This is a genomic window from Thiorhodovibrio litoralis (assembly GCF_033954455.1).
Taxonomy (GTDB): Bacteria; Pseudomonadota; Gammaproteobacteria; order Chromatiales; family Chromatiaceae; genus Thiorhodovibrio; species Thiorhodovibrio litoralis.
In genome coordinates this window covers 4,142,723-4,168,678 of record NZ_CP121473.1, presented here as the reverse complement: position 1 = coordinate 4,168,678, position 25,956 = coordinate 4,142,723, and the positions used below count along the sequence as shown (strand labels likewise).

Annotated in this window: 20 protein-coding genes and 1 pseudogene; 6 read left to right on the top strand and 15 right to left on the bottom strand. The window is 61.8% G+C overall.

Going from position 1 to position 25,956, the window contains the following annotated elements:
* Window positions 1-5: 5 nt before the first annotated feature.
* The gene (locus tag Thiosp_RS18905) at window positions 6-818 is read right to left on the bottom strand and encodes a hypothetical protein (protein ID WP_201068192.1); all 813 of its coding nucleotides are present in this window, start codon (window positions 816-818) and stop codon (window positions 6-8) included.
* 171 nt (window positions 819-989) lie between these two features.
* On the opposite strand from Thiosp_RS18905, the gene Thiosp_RS18900 reads away from it, so the two are divergent.
* A complete protein-coding gene (locus Thiosp_RS18900) occupies window positions 990-2,105 on the top strand; it encodes a transporter substrate-binding domain-containing protein (RefSeq protein WP_201068193.1) in 1,116 nt (371 codons plus the stop codon).
* A 30-nt stretch (window positions 2,106-2,135) separates the two neighbouring features.
* Here Thiosp_RS18900 and Thiosp_RS18895 read toward each other — a convergent pair whose 3' ends face one another.
* The 10 genes from Thiosp_RS18895 to Thiosp_RS18850 form a co-directional block, all read right to left on the bottom strand.
* A complete protein-coding gene (locus Thiosp_RS18895; protein WP_242518793.1) occupies window positions 2,136-6,530 on the bottom strand; it encodes a transporter substrate-binding domain-containing protein in 4,395 nt (1,464 codons plus the stop codon).
* A 3-nt stretch (window positions 6,531-6,533) separates the two neighbouring features.
* Complete coding sequence (locus tag Thiosp_RS18890) at window positions 6,534-8,549, bottom strand: PAS domain S-box protein (RefSeq protein WP_201068194.1); 2,016 nt, start codon at window positions 8,547-8,549, stop codon at window positions 6,534-6,536.
* Window positions 8,550-8,704: 155 nt separating this feature from the next.
* Window positions 8,705-10,342, bottom strand: coding sequence for a methyl-accepting chemotaxis protein (locus tag Thiosp_RS18885; RefSeq protein WP_201068195.1), 1,638 nt, complete (start codon window positions 10,340-10,342; stop codon window positions 8,705-8,707).
* The gene (locus Thiosp_RS18880) at window positions 10,342-11,511 is read right to left on the bottom strand and encodes a radical SAM/SPASM domain-containing protein (RefSeq protein WP_201068196.1); all 1,170 of its coding nucleotides are present in this window, start codon (window positions 11,509-11,511) and stop codon (window positions 10,342-10,344) included. Before Thiosp_RS18880 ends, Thiosp_RS18885 begins: the two co-directional genes overlap by 1 nt.
* The gene (locus Thiosp_RS18875; protein WP_201068197.1) at window positions 11,508-12,362 is read right to left on the bottom strand and encodes a hypothetical protein; all 855 of its coding nucleotides are present in this window, start codon (window positions 12,360-12,362) and stop codon (window positions 11,508-11,510) included. Before Thiosp_RS18875 ends, Thiosp_RS18880 begins: the two co-directional genes overlap by 4 nt.
* Window positions 12,363-12,425: 63 nt before the next feature.
* Window positions 12,426-12,755, bottom strand: coding sequence for a hypothetical protein (locus Thiosp_RS18870; RefSeq protein ID WP_201068198.1), 330 nt, complete (start codon window positions 12,753-12,755; stop codon window positions 12,426-12,428).
* 12 nt (window positions 12,756-12,767) lie between these two features.
* On the bottom strand, window positions 12,768-13,271 hold the full coding sequence (locus Thiosp_RS18865; protein WP_201068199.1) for a YybH family protein: 504 nt from the start codon (window positions 13,269-13,271) through the stop codon (window positions 12,768-12,770).
* Between the two features lie 179 nt (window positions 13,272-13,450).
* Window positions 13,451-15,121, bottom strand: coding sequence for a TAXI family TRAP transporter solute-binding subunit (locus Thiosp_RS18860; protein ID WP_201068200.1), 1,671 nt, complete (start codon window positions 15,119-15,121; stop codon window positions 13,451-13,453).
* 2 nt (window positions 15,122-15,123) lie between these two features.
* Complete coding sequence (gene gltS, locus Thiosp_RS18855) at window positions 15,124-16,332, bottom strand: sodium/glutamate symporter (protein WP_201068201.1); 1,209 nt, start codon at window positions 16,330-16,332, stop codon at window positions 15,124-15,126.
* A 190-nt stretch (window positions 16,333-16,522) separates the two neighbouring features.
* Window positions 16,523-16,852 (bottom strand): pyridoxal-dependent decarboxylase, encoded by a 330-nt coding sequence (locus Thiosp_RS18850; protein WP_242518794.1) that lies wholly within the window; start codon window positions 16,850-16,852, stop codon window positions 16,523-16,525.
* Window positions 16,853-17,199: 347 nt separating this feature from the next.
* Here Thiosp_RS18850 and Thiosp_RS18845 point away from each other — a divergent pair, with 347 nt between their 5' ends.
* On the top strand, window positions 17,200-19,707 hold the full coding sequence (locus Thiosp_RS18845; protein ID WP_242518795.1) for a methyl-accepting chemotaxis protein: 2,508 nt from the start codon (window positions 17,200-17,202) through the stop codon (window positions 19,705-19,707).
* A 12-nt stretch (window positions 19,708-19,719) separates the two neighbouring features.
* Here the strand turns inward: Thiosp_RS18845 and Thiosp_RS18840 are convergent, their stop codons facing one another.
* The 3 genes from Thiosp_RS18840 to Thiosp_RS18830 form a co-directional block, all read right to left on the bottom strand.
* Window positions 19,720-20,007 (bottom strand): hypothetical protein, encoded by a 288-nt coding sequence (locus tag Thiosp_RS18840; RefSeq protein WP_242518797.1) that lies wholly within the window; start codon window positions 20,005-20,007, stop codon window positions 19,720-19,722.
* 173 nt (window positions 20,008-20,180) lie between these two features.
* On the bottom strand, window positions 20,181-22,040 hold the full coding sequence (locus Thiosp_RS18835; RefSeq protein WP_201068203.1) for a glycerophosphodiester phosphodiesterase family protein: 1,860 nt from the start codon (window positions 22,038-22,040) through the stop codon (window positions 20,181-20,183).
* Window positions 22,041-22,238: 198 nt separating this feature from the next.
* Window positions 22,239-23,648 (bottom strand): glutamate decarboxylase, encoded by a 1,410-nt coding sequence (locus Thiosp_RS18830; RefSeq protein WP_201068204.1) that lies wholly within the window; start codon window positions 23,646-23,648, stop codon window positions 22,239-22,241.
* A 138-nt stretch (window positions 23,649-23,786) separates the two neighbouring features.
* Between Thiosp_RS18830 and Thiosp_RS18825 the strand changes: the two genes are divergently transcribed.
* The 3 genes from Thiosp_RS18825 to Thiosp_RS18815 all read left to right on the top strand — a co-directional run bounded on the left by Thiosp_RS18825 (window position 23,787) and on the right by Thiosp_RS18815 (window position 25,214).
* A complete protein-coding gene (locus Thiosp_RS18825) occupies window positions 23,787-24,098 on the top strand; it encodes a YkgJ family cysteine cluster protein (RefSeq protein WP_201068205.1) in 312 nt (103 codons plus the stop codon).
* Between the two features lie 239 nt (window positions 24,099-24,337).
* Window positions 24,338-24,946 carry a trimeric intracellular cation channel family protein gene (locus tag Thiosp_RS18820; protein WP_323696603.1) on the top strand — a complete coding sequence of 203 codons (609 nt, stop codon included), beginning with the start codon at window positions 24,338-24,340 and terminating at the stop codon, window positions 24,944-24,946.
* Between the two features lie 46 nt (window positions 24,947-24,992).
* Window positions 24,993-25,214 (top strand): hypothetical protein, encoded by a 222-nt coding sequence (locus tag Thiosp_RS18815; RefSeq protein WP_201068207.1) that lies wholly within the window; start codon window positions 24,993-24,995, stop codon window positions 25,212-25,214.
* A gap of 30 nt (window positions 25,215-25,244) precedes the next feature.
* Here the strand turns inward: Thiosp_RS18815 and Thiosp_RS18810 are convergent, their stop codons facing one another.
* Entirely contained in the window at window positions 25,245-25,589 is a 345-nt protein-coding gene (locus tag Thiosp_RS18810; protein WP_201068208.1) for a hypothetical protein, read from the bottom strand.
* 178 nt (window positions 25,590-25,767) lie between these two features.
* Between Thiosp_RS18810 and Thiosp_RS18805 the strand changes: the two are divergent.
* Window positions 25,768-25,875, top strand: a pseudogene (locus Thiosp_RS18805) (transposase); the annotation flags it as partial.
* Between the last annotated feature and the right edge of the window lie 81 nt (window positions 25,876-25,956).

Genomic DNA, 25,956 nt, shown 5'->3' with positions numbered 1-25,956 from the left:
CAGGGTTATTTGAATCCAATGGCAATCAGCGAGAGGATCAGCACTAACACCAGCGCGAACACCATCAGGACGCCCACGAAGCCGCCGAGCATCAGTAAGGCCGCCAGCAATGGTCGACGGCGCGCCAATCCCGCAAAGCGCGACGGCTTGTCTTGACGCTGCGGCGGTGGCAGGTGATCGGCCACCGCCGCAATCCGCGCCAGGCGCTCCAGAATGGACCTGACCCAGTCCACCTCGAAATCGGCGCGTTGGAGTATCCCGCTGCCGTAGTGCAGAGTCTCGGGCTCAAAGTAGACGCTGCCCTGTAGGCCGCCGTGCGTCCGCTCAGTGAGCAACCCGGCGATGTCGTCGATCAGCTCGGAGCAGGCCAGCAGACGCTCGCCCCAGGGGGCATCCCTCGCCACGCCGCGGAAGTTTGTCAGTGCTTCGGGCGCCTTGTCGATGACCTGCGTGCCGCGCCAGCGGTAGATCCGGCGCATCAGGCCGGAGTTGGCAAATGCCGCCGGGACCAGATAGAAGCGGGTGAGAACCTTGGTCTGCAGTTCGATCCGCAGCCGGAAGCCAAGCTGCTGGCGGTAGCGGACCTCGCCGGCATAGCGCGTGCGGCCCTGGCGGCTGATCCTCAGGGTCACAGCCCGACCCTCGTATTGGCCCGTCCACAGCATCACACCGAAGCGCCGCGAAGGTTCCAGGCCCATCGCCGTCAGCGCTTGGCCGAGGGCGTCGGTGGTCTCGGAACCATTGGTTGCGATGGTCGTGGTTTGCTGAGTAATGTTTTTCTGGTTAATGTTTTTCTGGGTAATGTTTTTTTGGGTCATGCAATGCCCCTGTAGCTCATTGGCGCACATTAATGGCCTCAATGGCCGCCTCGGCAGTGGCCTGGTGTTTGGAGCATATTAATCTGAACTGGGACGCGCTCGCGAACCTGCCACGATTGATCGAAGCCTAGCGTAAGATAGTCTGCGTTCGATGATAGAACGGAGGCCCGGATGCGATATGTTTTGAATCGGCTGCTACTGTTGCCAATGCTTTGCTGGGCCGCTCAAGTTGGCGCCCAGTCAGCAGAAGGCGATGGAACACTGCAGGAGAGTGCGACAGACCCCGTCGCTTCAGCCTCGCTGACCATCGCGACCCGCGAGGCACCGCCCTTTGCATTCAAGGATGCCGATGGGCAATGGTCCGGCATCGCCATCGAGCTTTGGAACCAGATCGCCGAGCAGAACGGCTTCGACTTCCACTACACCGAGCTTGGGCTGACCGAGATGCTCGAGGCGACAGCTACAGGGGACGTCGATGCGGCTGTTGCAGCGCTGACCATCACCAGCGATCGCGAGCAGGATCTCGACTTCTCGCATCCATTTCATACCTCCGGACTGGCTGTCGCTGTGCCGCATCGCAGCAGCAATCTGCTCGCGGTGATTGCTCGCTTGATGTCGCCTGGATTCTTGGCCGTGGTTGCTGCGCTGCTTGCACTCCTGGTCGCTGTCGGAGTGCTGATCTGGCTGGCCGAGCGGCGGAAAAACGACCAGTTTTGTCGAAAGCCCCTGTCCGGCATTGGCTCCGGGCTCTGGTGGTCTGCGGTGACCATGACCACGGTTGGCTATGGCGACAAGGCACCGATGACGCCCCTCGGGCGACTCATCGGGATGGTTTGGATGTTTTCTGGCCTGATCGCGATCTCGACCTTCACTGCGGCAATCACGACGGCCCTGACCGTGAATGTGCTGGATACCTCGGTCACTGGCGTCGACGATCTGCGCTCGAAGCGCGTTCTCGCGTTAAGCGGGAGCACCAGCGACAGCTTTCTGGCTGAACAGGGCATCCGTCATCGAACCGTCGATGACCTGCCCGCCGCCCTGACGCAGTTGGCTGTGGGCAAGGCGGATGCGGTAGTCCATGATGCCCCGATCTTGCGCTATGAAATTGCGGAGGCATTCGCCCAACAACTGCGCGTCTTGCCCTTGGTGCTCCGACGCCAGGACTATGGCATTGCCCTGCCGCCCGATAGTGAGTTGCGTGAATCCGCCAATGTCGCCTTGCTTGAAATTATCCGCTCCAACGATTGGCTGAGGCTCTTGGACCGCTATTTGGGAACCGAGCACTGAGTTCCCTTGCTCAATGCCGCCCAATCGCGCTCAAGCAGATCGCGATTGGGAAGCGCGATTAATGCTCGGCGCTGATGCGCTGGCTGCTATCGCTTCGCGCAACTGCGCCAGCGTCTCACTGGCTTCGGGAAACCGATAGCCGGTGATTTGGCGCTCCAGGCGTCGATATTCATCCGGATCGAGGCCGGCTTGCAGCAGGGTATTTTCCTCAAGCCAGAGATCCTCCGCGAGCGGGTCGTACGCCTGGGTCAAATCGTACAGTCGCGCCAGCAGGTCTTGCAGGCGTTCACAGCTGACTGGTGTGGGCGGTTCGGTCGGTGCCTGAGTGGCGGCCTGATCCGCAGCCGCCTGATCCTTAGCGGTCTGGTCGCGCCAGGCGGCGATGGCGACCAGTGCCGGCTCCAGCCGTTCGGCGAGTCGCGTGCGCGCCTCGGCCAGCGTGGCATCCGCTTGCGGCTGGTCTCTTAGCGCATCTTCCAGCGCCCGCGCGGCGGTGCGAATCTCCACCAGCCCCAGATTGCTGGCGGCACCAGCCAAACTGTGTGCCTCGCGCTCGGCCAGTGCGATGTCGCCGGCCGCCAGTGCTGCGTCGATGCGCGCCAAACTCTCGGCATGGGTATCACCAAAACGCCTAAGAAACTGCGGCCACATGTCCAGATTCGGACCCAGCGCGGCGCTCAGTGCGGCGCGCTCCAGCCCTGGGATCGGAGGCAACTCAAGCGCCTCGGCGGGTCGCTTGTTGCCAGCGCCGGCACCAGCACCAGCACGGCTGTCCGCATCCAAGCCGAGCTGTTCGGCCAACAAATCATAAAGGCGAGCGACATCAAGCGGCTTGCCCAGATGGGCGTTCATGCCGGCTTCTCGGGTGCGGGTCACATCCTCATCGCGGACATGCGCACTAAGGCCGATAATCGGCAGCCGGGCGCCATCGGGGCGGGCGCGGATGCGCCGGGTCGCTTCCAGCCCATCCATCTCCGGCATCTGAATGTCCATGAGCACCAGATCGAAGGCCTCGCAGCCCTGCTCACTGAGCAGCGCGAGCGCGGCGATGCCTTGCTCGGCCTCGCTGACCATAATCCCGGCACGCTCGAGCATGGCGCGCGTGACCTCGCGATTGACCGGGTTGTCTTCGACCAACAGCACCCGCCGACCGGCCAGACCGTGCGGCGCCTGGGTCAACAGTTGGGGTTGATGGCTGACTGGTTGCTCGTCCGCGAGCAGGCATTGGCTCCAGATGGTAAACCAGAAGGTGCTGCCCGCCCCTGGCAGGCTGTCCACGCCTATGGTGCCGCCCATCAGGATGGCCAGGCGCTTGCAGATCGACAATCCCAGCCCGGTGCCGCCATAGCGGCGGGTGATGGAGCCGTCGCCCTGCTGAAAGGGCTGGAACAGGGTGGCGATCTGTTCCTCGCTCAGGCCGATGCCGGTATCTCGGACGCGAAACTCTAGATGCACCCGCTCGCGGCTTTGCCCGGCCGCCGCCGGCTGGCGTTCAAGTAGGCGCGCTTCAATGCGAATGTCGCCCTGTTCGGTGAACTTCACCGCGTTATTCGCCAGGTTCAGCAGGATCTGGCTCAGCCGCAGCGCATCGCCGTAGAGCGCCTCGGGCACCTCGGGCGCGCAATCAATCAGAAAACCTAGCCCCTTATCCTCAGCCTGACGACCGAAGATGTTGAGCAGTTGATCGGTAACTTGTGACAGCGCAAAGGGTTGCGCGCACAAGCGTAACTGCCCGGCCTCGATCTTGGAGACATCAAGAATGTCGTTCAGCAATCCAAGCAGCGCCTTGGTCGCGCTCTGGGCCTTGGTCAGATACTCGCGCTGGCGCTCATCCAGCTCAGTCACCAGACACAGATACTGCATGCCAAGAATGGCATTCATCGGCGTGCGGATTTCGTGGCTCATGTTGGCGAGAAACTCGCTCTTGGCGCTATTGGCCGCCTCGGCTTTCTCCTGAGCTGCGCGCAGCCGCGCCTCGGTCGCGCGCTGTTCGGTCACGTCGACGAACATCACCAGATGCCGCTGGTGCAGACCGGTGGCGAGGACAACAAAGATTCGGGTTTGTCCATCGCCGCAGCATACCCGCGCTTCCACAGGCTCAAGGGGGCTTTGCGTCGCCAGAGCGCGCGCCGTCTTTTGTCGCCATTCCGCCACAATCTGCTGGCGATAGTGCGGGTCTGGATAGGCCTTAGGCCACCAGTGCGCGACATCCGGAATGTCTTCGATCTCGTAACCAACAAGATCGCGAAAGCGTTGATTGACCATCAGCGTGCGTTCATCGGCGCCGCTTGAAATCAGAATCGGCAGCGGGGACAGCTCAAACAGGGTGCGAAAATCGGTTTCCAGCTCACGGACCTCTTCCTCAAGTTGAACACGTTTTGTCAAGTTGACATTCAGACCCTCAACGCGCACCACGCGGTTGTTTTCATCCTTGACCGGGTGCGGGAAGCTGATCAAATGGCGGCGTTCACCATCCAGTTCGTAGGTGAGGGTCACGGGCGCCGGTGCCTGGCCAAGCCAGCAGGTCGCCAGCGCCCGCTGGCCCAGCACCAGGCTGTCGCCACTCCAAGCGGCAATATCGCGCCAGTTCCGACCGAGCATTTCATGTTCTTGCATGCCAAACAGCTCAAGCGTGCCAGCCCCCGCATCCAGCACGACGCCATGCTTGTCCAGGCAATAAAACACAAGCACTGAACTGGCCGACTCGACCATGCCGCGATAGCGCTGCTCGCTGGCGCCCAGGCGCTCTTCGGCACGCCGGCGGCGCTGGATTTGGCGCGCCAGACTCAGGTTCCAGGCCAGAATAACGGCCACCACCAGGGCAACCGCCAGCGTTACCTGCCAGACCAAGCGGGTGTCGATGCGCGGCACTGGCTGCGCGCTCAACCAGCGGCTCTTGATCGCATCCTGTTCGCTGACGGGAATCGCCGCAATCGCACGCTCAAGCAGCCCGTTCAGAATGTCCCAATCTGGACGGGTCGCCATGGCCAGTTCGTAGGTGTAGTCCGTATGGCCAGCGACGCGGACCTGAAATAACTCTTCCAGCGTGATCGCCTGACTCACCGCGAACAGATTGCCGACGAGAGCATCGGCCCGCCCCTCGGCCAGCCAGCGCACGGCTGTGCGCACATCGGGCGCCAGCACCAGGTCGATCTCGGGATGCTCGGCGCGCAGCCATTCCTCGGTGGCATAGCCCTCACTCACCAGCACCCGCTTCCCGGCGAGGCGCCTCAGGCTGTCGATCAAAGGCGTTTCCACACGCGCGAAGATGGCGACGGGAAACCGCAGATAGGGCGCAGTGAAATGACAAGGCCCCTGGCGGTCTTGCCTGCGGGGCATGGCCGCTGGAAGCAAGTCAAGATTGCCGTCCGCGAGCGCATCCAGCGCCTCGGGCCAAAGCTCGATGGTCTGCGGCTCAAAGCGCACCCCAAGCAGGGCTTCGATCTGGCGCAGATAGTCCGGCGCGATGCCGGCCGGCTGGCCCTCGGTATCGATGTATTCAATCGGCGCCCAGGCGCTGATGCCATAGCGGATGACTGGATGCTCGTCCAGCCAGCGGCGCTCGTCTTCAGTCAATGTGAGGCGCCGGCTCAGGCGCGCGAACCGCAACCCACCGACCCAGTGACTGAGGATCGCGATCCATTCGTCGTTGCTAATGCTGGCCAGGCCCAGATTGAGGATATTGACCAGGGGTGCCCAGTCCTTGCGAATGGCCATGGCAAGCTGGTACTCGCTGCCTTCGAGTACACCGGCGATGCCGAAGTCGCTCATGGTGTTTTGCCGTCGCCACCAGTCGAAGGTGCCAGGCGCCACCGCCACATCGATACGCCCGTCGATCAGCGCTGCGGCCAGGGCTTCATTGGAAGCAAACTCAATGTGCTCCATGTCCTCGGCAACCGGCGCGAGCAAGGCATTGATGCGTTTGTGATCCTGGAGCGTTCCGACGCGCTGTCCCGACAAGGCCGCGAGGTCGGTGCCCACGAGGGAGACGCCGTCACGCGCGTACAGATAAAGGTAGGTCTCGAAATAACTGTCGGTCAGCAGAAACTGATCATCCCAAACCGGCAATTGCGCTACCGCCAGTAAACCGTCGAGCCGCCCGGCCCGGGCCTCCTCGATCAGCGTCGGCGAGGATGTATCCGCCTGCACGCGAATCGAGCTGCCGAGGCGTTGATTGAGTAGGTCCAGCACGTCTATCAGGATCCCGGACAGCTCACCATCGCCCGCGCGGATCAATTCGGGCGGGTATTGATCCGTCATTCCAAGGACGATATCCGGATGGGCATCAAGCCAGGCGCGTTGCTCGGCGGTGAGTGCAAAGGCGTCACACGCGGCCTCGGTGTACCCAGCGCTCAGGAGGAAAAGCAGGCCAATCAAGCCAGAGATCATGCGCGCGCGCGAGGCCCACCACATCTCTGCGGTCATGTGTTACTCGTCCATTGTCGCCGCCGCCGTTGCCGCCGATGGCATACGTAAATGAATGCGGGTGCGATCATCCGCGTCGGACGTGCTCATGGTCAGTTCGAAGCCCATGGTGTCGGCCATGAGTTTGGCCGAATAGGTGCCCAGCCCAGTGCCGCCCGCCTTGCCGTGCGTGCGATATTTCTCGAAAAAATGCCCGCGCATCGGCGGCGGAACGGCGCCCTGGTTGCAGATGTCGAGTCGAACCCATTCTTTGGTCTGGTTGTCCTGTTCATTCACCTGGATGTCCAGGCTAATGGTCTCACCGGGCGGTGACGCATCCACAGCATTGGTGAGCAGATTTCCCAGCATCGACACCAGCAGTCGCGCATCGGCGGCGATCATCTCGACGCACTGCCCGCCGGAGTCAGCCTTCTTTGGTGACACCGACTGACCATTGCGGCGGATCGCCAGGCGCAGTTGCTTGCGGTTCAGCAGTTGCGCAATGGACGCGCAGACATCCTGCAGGATCCTGATCAGATCGACTCGACTCGCGCTGTAGTTGAGTTGACCGGTCTCCATTTTGAACAAGTCCAGCGAAAGCTCGATCATCCCGAGCATGCGGTGACCGGCTTCGCGGATGAGTCCGATCTCTTCCCGTAGATCTGCGCTCAAGTCGTCGTCCATCAGCAGCAGATCGGGCACATTGATCACGACATTGAGCGGCGTTCTCAGATCATGCCGCATGATGCGCTCGACATCCTCCTTGATGCGTTCGAGTTCCTTACGGTCTTTGATGTCCTGCTTGACCGCGACATAGCTCTGAAGCACGCCTTGCTCGTCGAATACCGGAGAAATGGCGGTTTCCACCCAATACATTTCCCCCTGCTTGTTTTTATTAATCAATTCGCCACGCCAGGTATCGCCGCGATGCAGGGTGGCCCACATCTCCTGATAGAATGCGTCATCGTGTTCCCCAGACGAGAGCAAACGCGGATTCTTCCCCAGCACTTCCTCCTTGGTATAACCCGAGAGCCGGGTGAAATGGGGGTTGACATAGAGGATGTTGCCGTTTGGATCTGTCACTGTCACGGATACTGGCGCATGCTCCACGGCCTGCCCCAGAGTCCTAAGACGCCCATCCAACGCGCGCTGCTCGGTCACATCAAGCGCGATGCCCTCGATCAGTTCCTGTCCGCGCTCCTGATCCAAGACCCGGTAAGCATGGATCTCAAGCTGCCGCCAATCCGCCTGCGGATGGCGGAAGCTCAGCCCGAAACGGGTTTTTTCGCCAAGGGTCAGCCAGCGCTGACTTTCCTCAAGCACCTTGACAAGCGACTCCGGTGACCAGTCGGCCAGGTTGCGCCAGGATTGACCAAGGGCGTCTTCCGGCAGCGCGACGCCCAAGAGTTGCTTGATGCCATCGGTGATATAAACAAGCTCGCCGCTGGGTGCGTTGGTGAAGAAAAACAGCCGGTCGGCCAGTTGAGAGGTCATGCGCGCGAAACGGGCTTGGCTTTCGCGCAAGGCCGCCTCGACCTGTTTGCGTTCAGCAATTTCGCGCGCCAGCAGGGCGTTTTGAGTTTCCTGATCATCGCGATCGCGGGTCACGAGCGCGATCAACCGGTTGCTCGCCTGCAAGGCCGTGCGCGCCTGGTTGAGCTGACGGGCCAAGGCGAGCTGGGCCTTAATTCGCGCCTGAACCAGGCGGGCGTTCACCGGCTTGGTGACATAATCCACCGCGCCAACATCGAATCCGCGCTCCTCATCCTCGGGGCGATCCCGCGCGGTCAGAAAGATCACCGGCGTCTCGCTGGCGCCCGGAGTCGTCTTGAGCCGCTGGCACAGGGTATAGCCGTCCATCTCCGGCATCATGATGTCGAGCAGAAAGAGATCCGGCGCCTCAAAGCGGCGCACAATCTCCAGTGCCTCTGCGCCTGAGTTTGCTACGCGCACGCGATAATTTGGCTTGAGCGTGTTAAACAGCACCTTGAGATTGTCGACTTGGTCGTCGACAATCAGGATGGTCGGCGTGTCTTGCATGGCTTGAATTCCGGAATGGCACGATTCTCGATTAACCGCACGCGAGTTGAAAACTCACGCAGGGCATAGTCGTTGATTAGATGCGTGCAACCAATGCGATTTGTCATCACCTGCGACGGACAGGTTTCATGCCCATCCGTCAAGGTGAAACACACTTACTTCCTGATCTTGAAAAAGCCGGTTGATCGCAACAACTGCGAGGATTGCGTGGAGAGATTGGTCGCTGTTGCGGACATTTCCTCGGAGGCACTGGCGTTTTGTTGGATGATGCCTTCCAATTCATGGATGGCCTGATTGATCTGATCAATGCCGCGGTGTTGGGTGTGGCTGTTGGATGAAATCTCCTGGATCAATCGGGCGGTTTCCTGAATTCTCGGGACCAACTCCCGCAGCAGAGTGTCCGCCTTATCCGAAATCTGAACGCTGGAGGAGGCGATCTGGGTGATTTCGCTCGCAGCTGTCTGGCTGCGTTCGGCCAGTTTCCGCACCTCGGTCGCCACCACCGCGAAGCCTTTGCCGTGCTGTCCGGCGCGCGCGGCCTCAATGGCGGCATTGAGAGCCAGCAGGTTGGTCTGGTAAGCGATTTCTTCGACGACTGAAATTTTCTCGGCTATTTGTTTCATCGCTGCCACCGATTCCTTCACCGCTTGGCCGCTTTCCTGCGCATCGGCAGCCGCGCGCGAGGAAATCTGCTCCGTCTGCGCTGAATTGTCGGTATTACTTGCGACCTGCTGCGACATTTGGTCCATTGAGGCGCTGGTCTGCTCGATACTGACGGCTTGTCGGGAGGCACCGTCGGCAATCTGAGCGCCGGCGGCGGATAGTTCCTCGCTGCAGGCCGAGACGCTTTCCGCTGAGGAAATCACTTCTTGGAGAATCTCCGACAACTTAGCGGCCGCCTGATTGAGCGCCTTGCCGGCCTGACCAACTTCGTCGTTACACTCGGTGGCGACCTTGACTGATAGATTGCCCTGGGCAAGCTGGGTGAGGCCGCCGGAAATGGCAACCACGGGTTGCTGCACGAAACGGCGGATGACGCTGACAAAAATGCCACCGCCAATCACCAGAATGCCAAGAATCAGCGCGCCGACCTTCAGCAGCGCCTGTCGTTGGGCCGCGTGCAGTTCGGACAGGGGCGCTGTCAGCGTCAGCAGGCCCACCTGTTCGCCAATCTGCCAGTCTTCCAGCTCAAACCCGAAGACGTCTTTGTCATCCCCGAGCGGGTTGGTCTGGGGCGTGCCGTGACAGACCAGGCAACCGGCATCGGCTTTGATTGCCCGGGCGAAGAGAAATTGACCGCTCTCCTCGTCCCTAAGCGAGAGCTCGGTACGCTGTTCTTGCTGCATGCGCTCGAGCAGACGCAGTTCAGCCGGTGTCGCCTGGGCCTTGGGGTCGCGCGGTCGCGTGCGCTTGGCCGCCCGCAGCTGGAACCCCGCCTCCTCGGCCGCGTGTGCGCCCGTCTCGAGCATCATGATGACCGGAATTACCTTGTGCAGTTTGGTCTCGCGAGCGCAGGCAAGGCGTGCGGCGCGATCGGTTTCCTCGCGGCAGCGCTGCGCGTCTTTCCAGACTTCCTCTTTGAACAGGCTGTCTTGCCAGGTTTCTCCCATCTGGCGGCGGATGGCTTCGCCTTGGGCCAGAATTGACTGTGACACCAGCGTTTTCTCTGCCAGAAAGTCGTCGACAATGGTGTCGATCAGCAGGCTGCCGAACAGGAGCATGGCGGCCAGGAAGATCACGGAGAACAGCCCGATAATTTTCAGGGAGAAATTCAGATCTCGAAACCATTTCATCATGTTGCTCCGAGGCGTGTGCCTGGCGTAAGGGCGGCGCCGGCAAGCTGTGTCGCGCGGGATTCCATGTGCTGGAACAGGGATTGGTAGAGGTGACAGTAGGGGTCTTTCTCAAACAGGCTCTGATGCATGCTGTAGGTGCGCACTGGGCAGCCGCCGTGGCACATGGACAGATAATCGCACTGGAGGCAATCTCCCTGCATGAGCTTCACTGGGCGCGCGTTGAAATGCTCACGAGCCGGGCTGTGGCGGAGCAGGTTGGTCAGGCTGTCGTCGTCGAGGATGTTGCCGAATCGATACTCCGGATAGCTGGTTACCCAGCAGTCGCATTGGGCGACATGACCGCGAGCGTCGATAGCGATGAAATTATCGGCGCAATTCGCACCCCAGATGCAGGGCAGGCAGGCGTCGCGGTGGCTGAAGTAGTCGAGCAGCTGATCGAAAGGGCCGATGCGCACGCCGTCGCGATAGCCACGCTCCAGCCAGAGATCGGCCAACTCGCAGTGGAATCGGGCCAGTGCCGTTACATCCAGAGTCACATCCGGGGACAACTGCTGCTTGACGGCATTCGCCTCGCCGCCGGGAAATGGGGTGTTGATCTGAAAGTCGGTGACGCCGAGCGTATCGACGAGATGGCTGTAGAACGCCTCCGCACCCAGCTCAAGCGTGCCCTGGTTGATCAGCGAGATGGCCTTTACATCGATGCCGGCATCCCGCGCCATGCGCACTTTGCGACTCCAGAGGGCGTCGTAGTGCTCAGTATCGCGACCGGGCTGCTTGCGATGTCGATTGGGGTAGTCCAGCGAGGTGCTGAGGCTGTTGCCGAACATCTCGGCGATGATGTCGTTCCATTCCGGGCTGTACGCCAGCATGTTGGTTTGTAATCCATGCTCGACGTGCTTTCCGCGCGTTGCGGCGGCCGCGCCGATCAACGCGAAGGCCTGTGCATACCAGCTCGGTGGCAGCAGCATCGCCTCGCCGCCCTGCCAGTGAATGGTGAGCGCGCTGATCTGCTGGGCGTCCATGTGATCCAGCACCTTATCGACGATACGCTGGAGCCGTTCGAGAGTCAGGCGGTCGTCGGTCAGGTGCTCAAAGCAGTAGTCGCAGGCGGCGTTGCATTGGTTGGTCGATAGCAGGATCAGCGAGAAATGATTGCCGTTGATCACTTTTCGTCTCCCGCCAGCGGAGGCGCGGCGGCGAGGTCTTGTCGCAGTTCGTCTCCCGCTTGCTTGAGGGTGGCGAACAGGGCCTTCACGCCGGCGCAGTCGTAGTCGTAGTCGCGGTCGGGCCATTTGAAATAGCCAAGGCATGCGGAAAAGAACGGGCAGTCGGCGCATTCGGCACCGTCAGCCACTAATTCGTTGCTCCAGGTCGCGACAAAGTTGTTGAGGTCCGGGCCATGCTCGGTCTCGGCCTTGGTCTCGGCTTCTGCGTCGACCAGCCGGCCGGGCAGGCGCTCCCGACCTTGGTCGTCAATGTAGCGAATGAGCGTGGGGTCTTCTTCCTGAATTGCCCACAGGCTAGTTGGCTGCGCATGGCAGAAGCCGAGCAGCAGGCTATGGAAAGGCTCGATCGGTTGGGTCACCGTGGGCCTGTGCAGGTAGTCGTGAAGCAGACGCGCTAGCGCGTCGATGCTTGCTGGTTGCGGTTGACCGAGGAGCAGCCTGACCTGAAAGTGCAGTGAGGAGGCCAGTTTGACGGCATTCTCGAAACCGGTCTCAACCGGCAGCGATACCCGCACCGGATGATTATTGAGCAGCTTGGCGTAACGGTAGAGGCTGGTGAAGTCGCGCGTCGGATGCTCCATCGGCAGATCGATGGCGATGTCTTCGGCCCAGTGCATCAGGGCGTCGATATCGCCTGGCAGCCCGAGCAACTGAACGTAGGCGAGATTTGCCAGGTCGTCCGCAAGGAGTTGATCGGCCAGGTCGCTCGGGTGAGCGCTGCGCACGATCAGATCGCGACCGCGAAACGCCGTCAGGCGCGCGAGCGGGATATGGTAGAGGGGAGAGGTCACAGATGGGCGGATGGTCGAACCCGCCGGCTTGCTGTGCCGGCGGGCTGCATTCCAGGGTGGGGTTTAGCGTCTGTTGGCCCAGCTGCCGCCGTAGCCGCCGCCACGGCGGTTGGCCCAACTGCCGCCGCCATAGCCGCCGCGACCGTCGATCCAACCGCCACCACCGCCTCTTACAACGACACCGCCACCGCGGCGGTTGATCCAGGCAGCAGCCTGTGCGGGCCGATCAGGCAGCAGTGTGCCACCGGCGACGGCCCCTACAATCACCGCGCTCGACCACTTGCCAAGGCCCAGAAGGAAGCCCCGGCGGCTCTGTAATGCTTGTTCCTCGGCAGTGTCGGTATTGGCCTCGGTGTCGCGCTCGACGGCGTCGAATTCATGCTGGTCTGTCATGGAAAATGCCCTCTATTTCGTTGAAGCCTGTGACTCGGGTGCCTCGCAGCCGATCAACTGTGAGAAATGCATGCTGTGAAAGCGCCAGGCGTCGTCCTGCTTGACCAGGACGGCGGAGATGTTGCTCACGAACTCGCGAGTCTCTTCCGCCTTTTGGTCGGTGAAGCTGCACACGCCCGTGAGCCAGGTCACGCCATCCTGCGCGCTGCCGGCACCGTCGCTGCACTTGACCTCCATGGTGTTGGGGTCGAATCCATCCATGAAATGTTCATAAGCATCCTTGACCTCCGCCGGGCCAACCCAATGCTCGCCGGGTCCGGTGCCCATGAGCATGATGTCATCGCTGTCGGCATAGGTGGCCATGACGCCATCGATATCGTGGGAGTCGAGTGCCTTATGCTGCTGTTCCCACAGCGCCTTGACGGCGTCGACCGTCGTTTGCTTGGTCTCCGCAAGCGCAGTCCCAGCGCTAATACTCATTGCCAATGCCAGAGTCGTGGTAGCCAATTTACTCATCAGTTCCTCCGCGAGAAACCCCCGTCCCTAGCGGGCGGGGAGGGATAGCGGCAGCGACAGTTCCTGCCTTCAGGCAGGGGTCGTTGCCCTGGAAAATTCATGTCTCGTTTATACACGTTAATAGCCAGACCTGCCAGATTTATTGGACCAGTAGGTCTTGTCGATGCCGATGCATTCACTCATTCCTGCCCAAGGGCCGCCGGGCGGGCAGTTTCCTCTGATGACGATGGAGATGGCGATGACGATGACGATGGCGAAAACCGCCCGTAATACGCGATGGCCGCCGGGTGCAGCGGAATGGTCAGCCCGAGCTCGGCCGTCTCGGGTGTGATCTGCGAACCCGCCGCGCTGCCGGCAGCAACAAAGTCGATGCGGTCAAACAGGGCCGTGAGTACCTGATCGACGTCTGCCTTCGGCAGTGACTCGTTGGCGGCGAGCACGGCGGTCACCGCAACGGTGGCCACTGGCTCGCGTTGGCCGGGATAGGTGGCCGCAGGCAGCAGGATGGGGACATAGCCTGCGCCTTCTCGCGTCAGCATCTCACGCAGTTCCGCGCTCAGCGGCAGCAAGCGAATCCGGCCTTGAGCAGCAGCTCGCTGCAGGGTGCGGGCAGGAGCGCCGATGGTGGCGATGACGGCATCGGCCTCGCCGTTATTAAGGAGGTTCAAGCCACCGGCGAGACCGGTCTTATGGATGGCGCCAAGGTCGGTGAGTTCGATGCCGGCAGCGGCGAGCAGCGCGACAGCATTGAGGTAGGAGCCGGAACCGGGATCGCCGATGTCGACCCGTTTGCCGGCCAGATCCTGCACGCTGGTGATCTGCGAATCAGCAGCGACGATGACGTGCAGCGGCTCCGGGAACAGGCTAGCCAAGGCATTCAGGGTGTAGTGCGGGCCAAGCACCGCGAAGGGTTCGGCACCTAGGAGGGCTTGGGCGGCGACGTTGTTCTGCACCAAGGCGATGTCGACCTTGCCGGTACGCAGCAACTCCAGGTTTTCCTTGCTGCCGCTGCTCTGGGCCGCGCTCGATAGCGTTCCCTCGGCGGTCAGCTCATCTGCCAACAGCTGCGCCACGCGCGCATATTCGCCGTCCGGTGAGCCACCGGCGATGACCAGGGCGCGCTCCAAGCGGTCGAGTCGCAGCGTGATGTCATCGTAGGCGCCATCTAGCACCTCGGTGATGATGCGCTTGCGCTCCTGGGAATCCTTGCCAGGCTTGGTCAGCAGCGCGTTGATTTGCTCGATGATGCGGCGTGATTCCTCGGCGCCGGCTGGACCTGTGCTCGCGACACCAATCTCTGGGTGAAAGACATCCACCGGCGTCCAACCCTCGGCGCCTTTCTCAAAACTCACGCTGCCGCGGACATAGACTTGGTCGCCGGCGCTGTTACCGTCCTGTTTGAGTCCGTCGATGCCACGCTTGGTGGCGCCAAGCAGGTTCGTCAAGGCGGCGACATTGAGCGTATCCCAGGACGAGAAATCCAGATCACGGGCCAAGGTCAGCACGGCGTTGTAATAGACGATGCGGCGCTTGAGTCCGCCGGCGCTCGCGTCCAGCGGGCCGCTGCCGAGTCGCCGCAGGCGAGTGATCTCGACGGCATCGGCACCGAGCGCCTGGGTCAGGCGCTGCTGCACCACTTGGGTAACGCCGGATTGGTCTGGACCCTCGACGCAACCGGCCAGGAGCAGCGCGAGCATCGCGGCGGCGAGAAGCTGCATGATGCGAGGCAATGCGAACCTGGCTGCAATGCCATTGATCATGCCAGCGATCATGCCAGTGATCATGCCAGTCAGAGTAGCAGTTGAAATGCCGATGGAAATGCGGGCTGGAATGCGTGCTGATGTAACCATGTTCAGAACCCGAACCAGGGCAGCGCCAAGAACCCCTGTATGACCAGGGCGTTACAGATGTCGATCAAAAAGGCACCAATGATCGGCACCAGCAGGAAGGCCATCGGCGACAAGCCATGGCGACTGGTCACGGCCTGCATATTGGCAATGGCGGTGGGCGTTGCGCCAAGCTGAAAGCCGCATTGGCCTGCGGCAATCACCGCCGCGTCATAATTGCGGCCCATGACACGGAAGGTCAGAAACACTACCAGCAGCACCGTAAGCAAGGCCTGGGCGACCAGTATGATCAGAATCGGCAGGGCCAGATTGACCAGTTCCCACAAGCGCAGCGACATCAGCGCCATGGCCAAAAACAGCGAAAGGCTGACGGTGCCCATCAACTCGATGGTGGGGCCGTCGATGCGGTACAGCCCGCTCAGACTCAGCGCATTGCGCAGGATGATCCCCACCAGCAAGCACCAGACGAAGGTCGGCAAGGTGATACCGGGGATGGTCAGACGCTCGGCTAGCAGGGCGCCGACCCCCAGGCACAACATCAGGATCAGGATGGTCTCGATCAGGGATTCCGGGCTCAGGGCGCGGCGTTCGTCCTTCGGCACCTCGCCGGGGCCGAGCGATGCCACCGACTGTGCCTCGGGCTGCAAGTGATGCCGGCGAATCAGCCATTGCGCCACCGGCCCGCCGAGGACACCGCCCAGGATCAGCCCGAAGGTGGCGCAGGCCATGGCCACCTCGACCGCACCCTGCAGACCGTTCACCTCGCCGAACACCTGCCCATAGGCCGCGCCGGTGCCATGCCCACCGGCCAGCGTCGCCGAACCGCCGAGGATGCCCATCAAAGGGTTCAGATCGAGCCCCAGCGCAATCGCCACGCCGACGACGTTTTGCAGCACCAGCGCGACCACCACCACGGCCAGCAGCAACAACAGCTTGCGCCCGCCTTGAGTCAGGGTGCGCACATCGGCACCGAGCCCGACGGTGGAGAAGAAGATCAGCAGCAGCGGCGATTGCAGCCCCATGTCGAAGGACAATTCGGTCCCGGTGCCAACCCGCACGAGCGTCAGCACCACAGCGACGATCAACCCGCCCACCACTGGATCGGGAATGCTGTAGCGGGCCAGAAAGTCGATGCGCCCGATCAGCCAGCGGCCAACCAAAAGCACCAGGATGGCGAACACCACGGTGAGTGGCAGGGGGATTTCGATGGCCATAGATCTGACACCTCTCCAACCGCGATGGGTCGTCCGACTTGAAGCTTGCTACCCTTCAGTCTATCGAAGAACCTGCTGCATTGATGACCATTCTGCGCCAGATTGCGGGCTCAATGATGGAAACCCGATGCATCTTCGCTGGTGAGTGACTCTTTTACTGGATGCGCTTCGATATGCTCCAGTGCTGCCTTCATGTGATCGATGAGCAGCGCACAGAGGCCCTGGCTGACGCCGTTGCGGACCAAAATCCTATGGATCGCTTGATCCTGACCGGCTCGTATTCTCCGGTGAATGTCACGCCCAGCGTCGGCACGACGCCAATGGTGTTCTCGTCGCAGCGGCTCAGGACCTCTTCAGGCGTCATCAGGAGCCGACCCTTGTCCATCGGGGTCTCGCGGTGCTCGATATCCCAGTAGCGGGTGAATTTGTGCCAGCAGATCTGGATCGGCCCGGTGATCAGATTGGGCTTATCGGTGGGCTTGCACTCGGCCTGGCGACGCGCCTCCCAACGGCGCTTCATTGCCAGCTCGCCCCTGCAAGGAGCGCACAGTCAGCAGGCTGCTGGCGTGTTACAGGCACTGCTCGGCTGGTATCCTTACCCCAGCCATGAACCAGCCCTGAACGGTGGTCCGCAGGAGATGCGGGAAGCGGCCTAAGCCGCGCCGCGCCAGTGAAGTGGTTGGCTGCGGCTGCTAAAATGGCCCCTGACTGTAATCCTGCGAAAACCGGGTACGAACCAGCCTGGCGGTCGGCAACCCCGAGACCTTTGGGCGCATGAGAGCAGACGGGGTCGATAGCGGAAAGGGAGTCGTCATGTTTAATCGCCATTCGATTGGGTTTCGGATCGCATTTTGGTCCGGCGTTGGCATGATCGCCCTTGGGGGCGTGATCACCGGCTATGCCGTCACGCGCATGCAGGCCATGGCGGAAAGCCAGCGTGTGGCCGGGTTGGAGGCGGCGCGCGAACTAGCGCGCAATGCGGCTAGTCGGGAGGCGGCGAGCATTGATGCCGCACTAGAGGCGCCGCTCGATGCGGCCAGAACGCTGGCACAGGCCTATGTCTCGGCGGTCCGTCCGGACGACGACAAGCTCACCAACGAGGATTGGAGGCGACTTCAATATCGCTTCAAGCGTCTGGAAACGGCGGTGGATTTGGCCAAATCTATCGTCGCGCGCTATATCGCCGCCGAGCAGCGCGGCGAGATGACGCGGGAGGAAGCGCAAGCCGCAGCGATCGATGTACTGCGCTCCATGCGCTATGAAGACGAAAATTATATCTGGGTGCAGGACAGGCACAAACCAGTGCCGCGCCTGGTGATGCACCCAGACGCCCCCCAGCTTGATGGCCAGATCATGGATGATCCCAAGTGGGACAATGCCATGGGGCGCAACCAGAACCTCTTCATCGCCATGGATGAACAAGTTGCCGATGACGGCAAGGGCTGGATGCATTATAGCTGGCCGATGCCGGGAAGCACCGAGCCCCAGCCCAAGCTTGCTTTCGGCCGCCTGATCCCCGAGTGGAACTGGGTTCTCGGCTCCGGAGTCTGGTCTCATCGCGTTGCCTTTTACTCGCGCAACGACATCAATCAGATGCTGAAGTCTGTACTGGAAGAGAACCCGGACTTTGTCAGCGTTTATACCGTCTGGGAGCCAGATGCCTTCGATGCCCAGGACGAGTTCTATGTGGACACCCCAGGCACTGATGACAGCGGGCGTTTCATGACCAATTGGACCCGCGGTGGGGATGGCGCCGCCGTCTTGGCCGCCGTGACCGATTACGCTGAATCCGGGGCGGGCGATTTCTATCAGATTCCCAAGCAGACTGGCCAAGAGGCGATCATCGACCCGCGCATGGAGCAGATTCAGGGTCAGGAGAGCATGATCACCTCGCTAGTCGCGCCGGTGATGCTCGAGGGTGGTTTTCGCGGCATGGTGGGCATCGATGTGCGCCTGAGCGAGCTACAGCGCATGGTCGAGCAGGCCGCGCAGGATCTTTTCGATGGCGAGGCCAGCGTGGCGGTGCTGTCCCACAATGGCACCGTCGTGGCGACCAGTCGCAACCCACAGCTGATTGGCGAGAATGTTTCCGGACTGCACCGACAGGGCGATCAGGTCGCTCAGGCTGTTGCCCGTGGTGAGTCCCTGCAGATCGAGTCCGTCTCGCCCTCGGGCGCAGAGGAAATCTTCACCCTGGAACCGATCAAAGTCGGTCATACCAATGCACCCTGGGCGGTGCAGATCAAGGTGCCAATGGCCAAGGCACTCGCCATGGGACAGGAAGCGGCGGCTGAGACACAGCACGCCGCTGCGGTCATGATCATCGTCTCGATCATCAGCGTGCTTGCCGGTGTCGCTGGCATGTCCTGGCTCGCCCACGCCATTGTGCGTCGGGTGAAAACAGCTAGCGGAACCATGACCGACATCGCCGACGGCGATGGCGATCTGACGCATAGCCTGTCGGAGACTGGAAACGATGAGCTGGCCGAACTTGCACACGCCTTTAACCGATTCCAGAAACGGGTGCGCGATCTCGTTGGGCAAGTGATTGACGCCAGTCAGCGCGTGGCCACCGCAGCCGAGGAACTGACCGCAACCAGCAGTTCCACCAGCGATCAAATTGGTCGGCAGCAGTCGGAATCCGATCAAGTGGCGACGGCGATGAATGAAATGACCGCCACCGTCGCCGAGGTGGCGCGCAATGCCGCCGAGGCGGCCGAGGCGGCACGTGCAGCCGATCAGGAAACCCAGCAGGGCCAGTCCACCATGAGCGAGGCAGCGTCGCTTATCCAGACCACGGCGCGTCAGATTCAATCGACGGCGGAAGCAGTTGGGCGACTGTCCCAGGATGCCGACAACATCGGCCAGGTGCTCGACGTCATTCGCGGCATTGCCGATCAGACCAACCTGCTTGCGCTCAATGCCGCCATTGAGGCCGCGCGGGCCGGTGACCAAGGCCGTGGCTTCGCGGTCGTGGCCGGGGAAGTGCGCACCCTGGCCAGCCGCACCCAGGATTCCACCACCGAAATTCAGACCATGATCGAGCGCCTGCAGGAAGGCAGCAATCAGGCAGTCAGCGCCATGGACCAGGCACGCGGACAGATCGACAAGAATGCCGAGATGGCTGAGGGCGCGCGCGCTGGTCTGGTCAGCATCGCCGAGGCGGTGGCGCTGATTCGGGACATGAATATGCAGATTGCCAGCGCGACCGAGGAGCAAAGCTCGGTCGCCGAGGAAGTCGACCGCAACCTGGTCAACAGCGCCCAGGCGATGGATCAGATCGCCACGGGTTCACGCGAGATCAACAACGCAGCGGCAGAGTTGGCGCAGCTCGCGATCGACCAACTCGAACGGGTCGGGCGCTTTAAGGTATGACCTCGGCCTCCTCTAGTGGCTTGAGGTCCGGACTCCAACCAGGCGGGCGAGGAACACGGCGACGAACATCAGGCCGACAACGGCCTCGATCATCGCCAACCACTTTGCCGGCTGCAGGTACGGAAAGACGATGCGATTGTTGCCCTGGGTCCAGTTGTCGATCGCAAGCAGCGGCAGACCACGCTCGAGCAGTGCAAGCGCGGTCGAGTTGCCGATCGGCTCCGCTGGCCGCTCATTCGGCGCCACCAGATCGATCTCCTCATGGTGGTCCCAGAACGGCCGAAAAGCCTCTGCAGCCATGGTCGGCTTGTCGGGTACTAGCCGGGCAATCACCCGCCCCGGCGCGTGATGGCCACGGTCTCACCCGCTTCAACAGCGGCCAGCAACCCCGAAAACGCCGCCTTTGCTGAGGCAGAGTCGGCAACAGGGTCAACATCGTCCGGAAAACACCAGAGCCCACAGTCCGGAGCGTACTAAGCATCGCGCACGTCGGCACTGAGCTCGAGCCGATCAAGGTCGAACTGATCGGTCAACCACAGCACCAGGCGCTCCAGGGTCGAGAGCTCATTGCGCGTTTCCATCACGGCGCGCGCCAGGGCCGGCTCATTGGTGATCAGGCCGTCAATGCCCATGGAGATCAGGCGCACCATGGTCACCGGTTCATCTACTGTCCAGGCATAGACTTTCTTACCCTGCGCCTGTGCCTTGCGGATCAGCGCCAATGTGATCTGCCCGGTGTTGAGCGCGAGAAAATCCGACTGCACTGCCGGGAGGTTGCCGATGGCGGTGGCCGCGAGGATGCCATGCGGCCAGTCAGGCCGCAGTACCTGCATTTTCTCGACACCTGGGCGCTTGAGCGACATGGCGGCAACCTGGTCGTTCATCCCGGTGTCGTCGACAATGTGCGCGACACGCTGCTCGAGCTGCACATCATGCCCGTAGTATTTCAGCTCGATCAGGACCCGGCCACGGTCCTTTGCGGCGAGCAGCACCTGGCGCAAGGTTGGCGGGCGCTCCGCGGCATAGGCTGGGTCGAACCAGCTGCCAATGTCGATCTTGGCCAGATCGGTCAGGGTGGCGTTCCAGACCTTGAGATTGACGCCAGCCTGTTTCATGAAGTCGCTGTCGTGGGCGACCACGACTTCCCCATCGGCGGTTTCCTGGACGTCGATCTCGACCCAGTCGGCCTCATGCTCCAGGGCTGTTTCGACTGCGGCGAGGGTATTTTCTGGCCGTGCCCCGGCGGCACCGCGGTGAGCGATGATCTCGACGCTGCGCTCGGTGCCGACGCGCTCGAGCTGATCGCTGGCGAAGTCGATCCCGCCCAGCACCAGGCTGGTGGCGATGACGAAAAACAGCAGGAGCGGCACCATGCGACCCTGTGGTGGCTGGGAGGCATCCGGCTCAGAAGCGACAGCCGGTTCGCCGCCAACGCGCTGGTAGAACCCGTCCAGCAGGACGGCGAGCGCCCCGTTCGCCAGGGCCGAAACCACCGCATCGGCGAGCCACCAGGCCGCCAGTATGACGAGGGTGGAGACGATGATGAGCCGCAGGTGCAGCTCAAACAGCTCTTGCGTGCCGGCGATGAGCAGGCCGCCGAGGGTGGCGCCCAGGGTAGCGAGCAGAATCCTGACCAGAACCCACGCCAACACCCGGCTGATGACCCCCCATTGCTGACCACGCAGCCCGGCTGCGCTGAGTGCAAAGGCGCGTTTGGGGGCGACCCGCTGGAAGAGCAGGAAGTGCAGCGCCACCGCCCAGTGCGCGAGTTGCGCGAGCAGCACGGCCGCGAACACCAGTGCCAGCGCGCCGATCAGGCCGACCGCTATGAGAAAGGTCGGCGGCTTGTAGGTGAGGTAGTAATTGATGTCGTAGTCGCTGAGCATTAACCAGGCGATGCCGGCGGCGACAATGCCGAAGGGCGCGGCGAGCAACAGCACCCGCAGCGCCAGCCTGACGCCCAGGCTGAACAGTGCAGTGAACCGCGTCAGCACCAGCGACAAGCCGGAGATCAGCGCCGCAGTGGCGCGATGCTCATCGCGCCGCAGGGTGCTGGTCATAACGGTCAGATCGAGCACGCTGGCAATGATCGATAGGCCGATGATGGCCAGCGCGCCGGCGAATCCGGCCGGGGTCAGCAGGAAGCGCGCGATGTCCTGGTCGGTCATCGCCGTCTGGCCATCGATTGCCAACGCGACCGTCAGCACCAGGCCGGATGTGGGCAGGATCACGGCGGCCGAAAGTAGCCGCAGTGCCAGATGAACCAGCGCGAAGGGGGCCGCGTAGCTCCAGGCAACACGGTAGGCGGCTTTGATCTCTCGAAACAGCGTCATTGGTGGTCCTTTTTTTGCTCACCCTTAGTGTGTACTTCAACCGGCGGACAGCGCTCCGGTCTCTTGCAGCAGGTGCTGAATCACCTCGGCCAGCTGGCGATAACAACCAGATGGGGCACCTCCCCACCAAGCGCCTCTTGGAAATGCGCTCGACTCTCGTCAACATTCTCCGCATGATGGGCCTTGGTCTCATCGCCTTTAATGATGAAAACCCGATGCATCTTCGCTGGTGAGCGACTCCTTAACCGGATGCGCTTCGATATGATCCAGGGCTGCCTTCATGTGCTCGATGAGCAGTGTACAGAGGTCCTGGCTGACGCCGTTGCGGACCAGGATTCTTTGGATTGCTTGATCCTGACAATTTGACGGTAGCGTATAGGCTGGCACCTGCCAGCCGCGCACGCGCAGCCGGTCGGCAAGATCGAACAGGGTGAAGCCCGGATCGGTGCCCTCTTTGAGCTTCCATGAAACCGCTGGGATGCCGCGCGCCATGTCACCACCGAAGACGATCTCGAACGGCCCCATCTTCGATATCTCATCGGCCAGATACTCGGCACTGCGATAGCAGGCACCGTGGACCTTGCTGTAGCCCTCGCGCCCGAGGCGGAGGAAGTTGTAGTACTGGCACACGATCTGCCCGCCGGGACGCGAAAAGTTCAGCGCGATGTCGCGCATGTTGCCGCCAAGATAGTTCACCCAGAACACCATGCTCTCGGGCAGGTCCTGCTCTTCGCGCCACAGCACCCAACCCACACCGAGTGGGGCGAGGCCGAACTTGTGGCCGGAGGCGTTGATCGAGCGCACCCGCGGCAGACGGAAGTCCCACTCAAGCTCCGATGCGCAGAACGGGGCGAGGAAGCCGCCGCTGGCGCCGTCGACGTGGATCGGAATGTCCAGCCCCGTATCGGCCTGGAGCTTGTCGAGCGCGTCGCTGACCTGCTTGACCGGCTCGTATTCTCCGGTGAAGGTTACGCCCAGGGTTGGCACCACGCCAATAGTGTTCTCGTTGCAGCGGCTCAGCACCTCCTCGGGCGTCATCAGGAGCCGGCCCTTGTCCATCGGGATCTCTCGGTGCTCGATATCCCAGTAGCGGGTGAATTTATGCCAGCAGATCTGGACCGGCCCAGTAATCAGATTAGGCTTGTCGGTCGGCTTGCCCTCGGCTTGGCGACGCGCCTCCCAACGGCGCTTCATCGCCAGCCCACCCAGCATGGCAGCCTCACTGGAGCCGGTGGTGGAACAGCCAACCGCGTGGTCGCTGGCTGGCGAATGCCAGAGATCGGCGAGCATCTGCACGCAGCGCGCCTCGATCTCGGCGGTCTGCGGATATTCGTCCTTATCGATCATGTTCTTGTCGATGCAGGCATCCATCAGCTGATGGATCTCGGGCTCCTCCCAGGTCTGGCAGAAGGTCGCGAGGTTTTGCCGCGAGTTCCCATCGAGCATCAGTTCGTCGCGGACGGCGGCATAAATGCGTCGCGGATCGCGCTCGACATCAGGGAAGGACGACTTCGGAAGGCCCATAGCCAGATCGCTTGAACCGTAAGTCTCGTCGTCGGCGTTTTCTGTCTGGTTGTACATAGGGTTCCGGTCGTTTTGCTTTGGCATCGTTGAATACTCCTCGGCAATGAAAAAAGGGGTAATCGGAACCCCAACTGTTTATTCGCGCTCGCTCTTTCAAGGAGGGTACAGTATGACCAGTTCCGCTACCAAGAGGACGCGCCCACCATCATTGAGGAAGCACCCTTGCCGACTGCCGACCCCGCCGATCCCGCCGATCCCGCTAAGCCTACCAACCCCGCGCGGATCAAGTGCGCTAACTGCCCGGCCGCCTGCTGCCGGCTTGAAGTCCCGAGTGTCGGCGATTTCGACATACCGGACTATCTCACCGAGTCCGACGACGGCGGCTTCACGCGCATGCGCCGCCTCGAGGACGGCTGGTGCGCAGCCTTGGACCGCACGCAGATGAACTGCGGGATCTATGCTCGGCGCCCCCTGGCCTGCCGCGAACTGGAGATGGGCGGGCCCGACTGCCTGGCGGAACAGGCACGCTTGTAGCTCGGTGGTGGGGTAGCGCGCCGGGGCGGGCAGTCAGCAGGCTGATGGCGTGTTGCAGGCACTGCTCGGCTGGTATCCTTACCCCAGCCATGAACCCGCCTGAACGGTGGCCCGACGCGCTGCTCGGGCAAATGTCTTTGGATTGAACCCCGCGAGGCCTCTCCGAAGCGTCAGCGACGCGGTTAACAACGATGATGTGGTGAGGATTCCAGTTGCAGTCTTTCAGCTATTGGATAGGCATGGCGGGCATTACCGCCTTTGCCGTCACGGCGGTGCTTGTCCTCGCACCCAAGGGCATCGATCTATTCAGCGCCATTGTGCTTGGCATTATCACTGCGGTCGGTGGCGGCACCATCAGGGATCTGATCCTCGATGTGCCAGTCTTCTGGTCCGTCGATCTTAACTACCTGTGGGTCGCCATCGGTGCAAGCCTTGTCACTTTCTTCGCTGAGTCGCTCTTAACGCGACGAGAGATCTTTCGTCTGATGCTTTACATCGACGGCTTCGGCGCCGCCTTGTTCGCGATTCAGACCGTCGATAAGTCCTTGGCCATGGACTTCGGTCGCCCGCTCGCACCAGTTATTCTGGGCATTGTCACGGCCATTGGCGGCGGTCTGCTCAGGGACGTGCTGGCGGGTCGCCAGACGCTCTTGATGACCCGCGAGCTTTATGCAACACCAGTGCTGATTGGCTGCACTCTCTACGTTGCGCTGCTGACCTGGGTCCCGGACCATCGATCTGCCGCCGCAATCGGCTGCATCGGCGCCATCTTCGCCCTGCGCGCGGCTGCGATTCGCTGGGACTTAACTGTGCCCCATTGGTTGATGACGAAGGCAAAATCCGGTTGAGACAGCGCGGTCCGGCCACGGATAGCTCGATCAGCTGTTCGCGTCAGTGATTCCTCATCGAGAGATCCTTGGCGCACTCGATAAGCTGCGTCAGCCGCGCTTCGTGCTCAACTATCTCTACCGGCTCATCGCGGAGACCTGCGCCCAGGCTGATCAGATCGATGATGAGCCGGTACGCATCTCGCAGGAGGTCTTCTATCAGATCACCGCGACCATCGGCGAAGACATCAAGCAGTACTATCAGACCATGGGTGAGAGTCCGGAGTAGGAACCGCTATCCAGCAGAGGTACGCGTTCGTTATCCCTGCCCGCTGGCTTGATCCATTGCGGGAACCAACCTGAGCCGATAAGCGGAACCGAGGATCATGGCGATCAGTGGTAGCTCTACGGCGAGTACGATGGCATCGGTGTACTCGGTGGCTGTAAGGGCGAAGCGGAGCGTGATGATGGCTAGTGTCAGCCCAAGGACACCGAGATAGAGCAAGCGCCATGGCCACTTGGCCCAGATCAGGTCCGTGCCGCAGCCTGGACAGGATGCGGCACGGCGGGATAGGCCTAGAGCGTCGCTGAATCTGGCACGCTCGCGCAGAGAAAATCGGTAGCCACACTGCGGGCAAGTATGGCGCTTGAGCCCAAATATCATTCAGGTGATCTCCAGGTGGGGCTGGGTCTGTGGCTGATTAATGCACGCGTGAGACTGGCATCATGTCGATGTCGCAAGAGCCGCCAACAGTGACCGATTGCCCGCGTCCGCTGCCGCTGCCGCTGCAGGACTAGCGCAGCTATCGCTCTAGCGCCGCAGGCCGCCGGAAGCAAAGCCACCCGCGTCGATCTGCCTTGACCTGGATGCCACCGGTGATGCGTTGCATGGCGACCAAGAAGGGCGGTTCCCCTACGGCTATTACGGTCACTATTGCTATCTACCGCTGACGGATAGGAAATCCAAGCCACCCTGAGCGTCCAGGTTGGCCCGAGGAAGGAGGTTAGCGGGGGTGAGGTGCGCGGTCAAC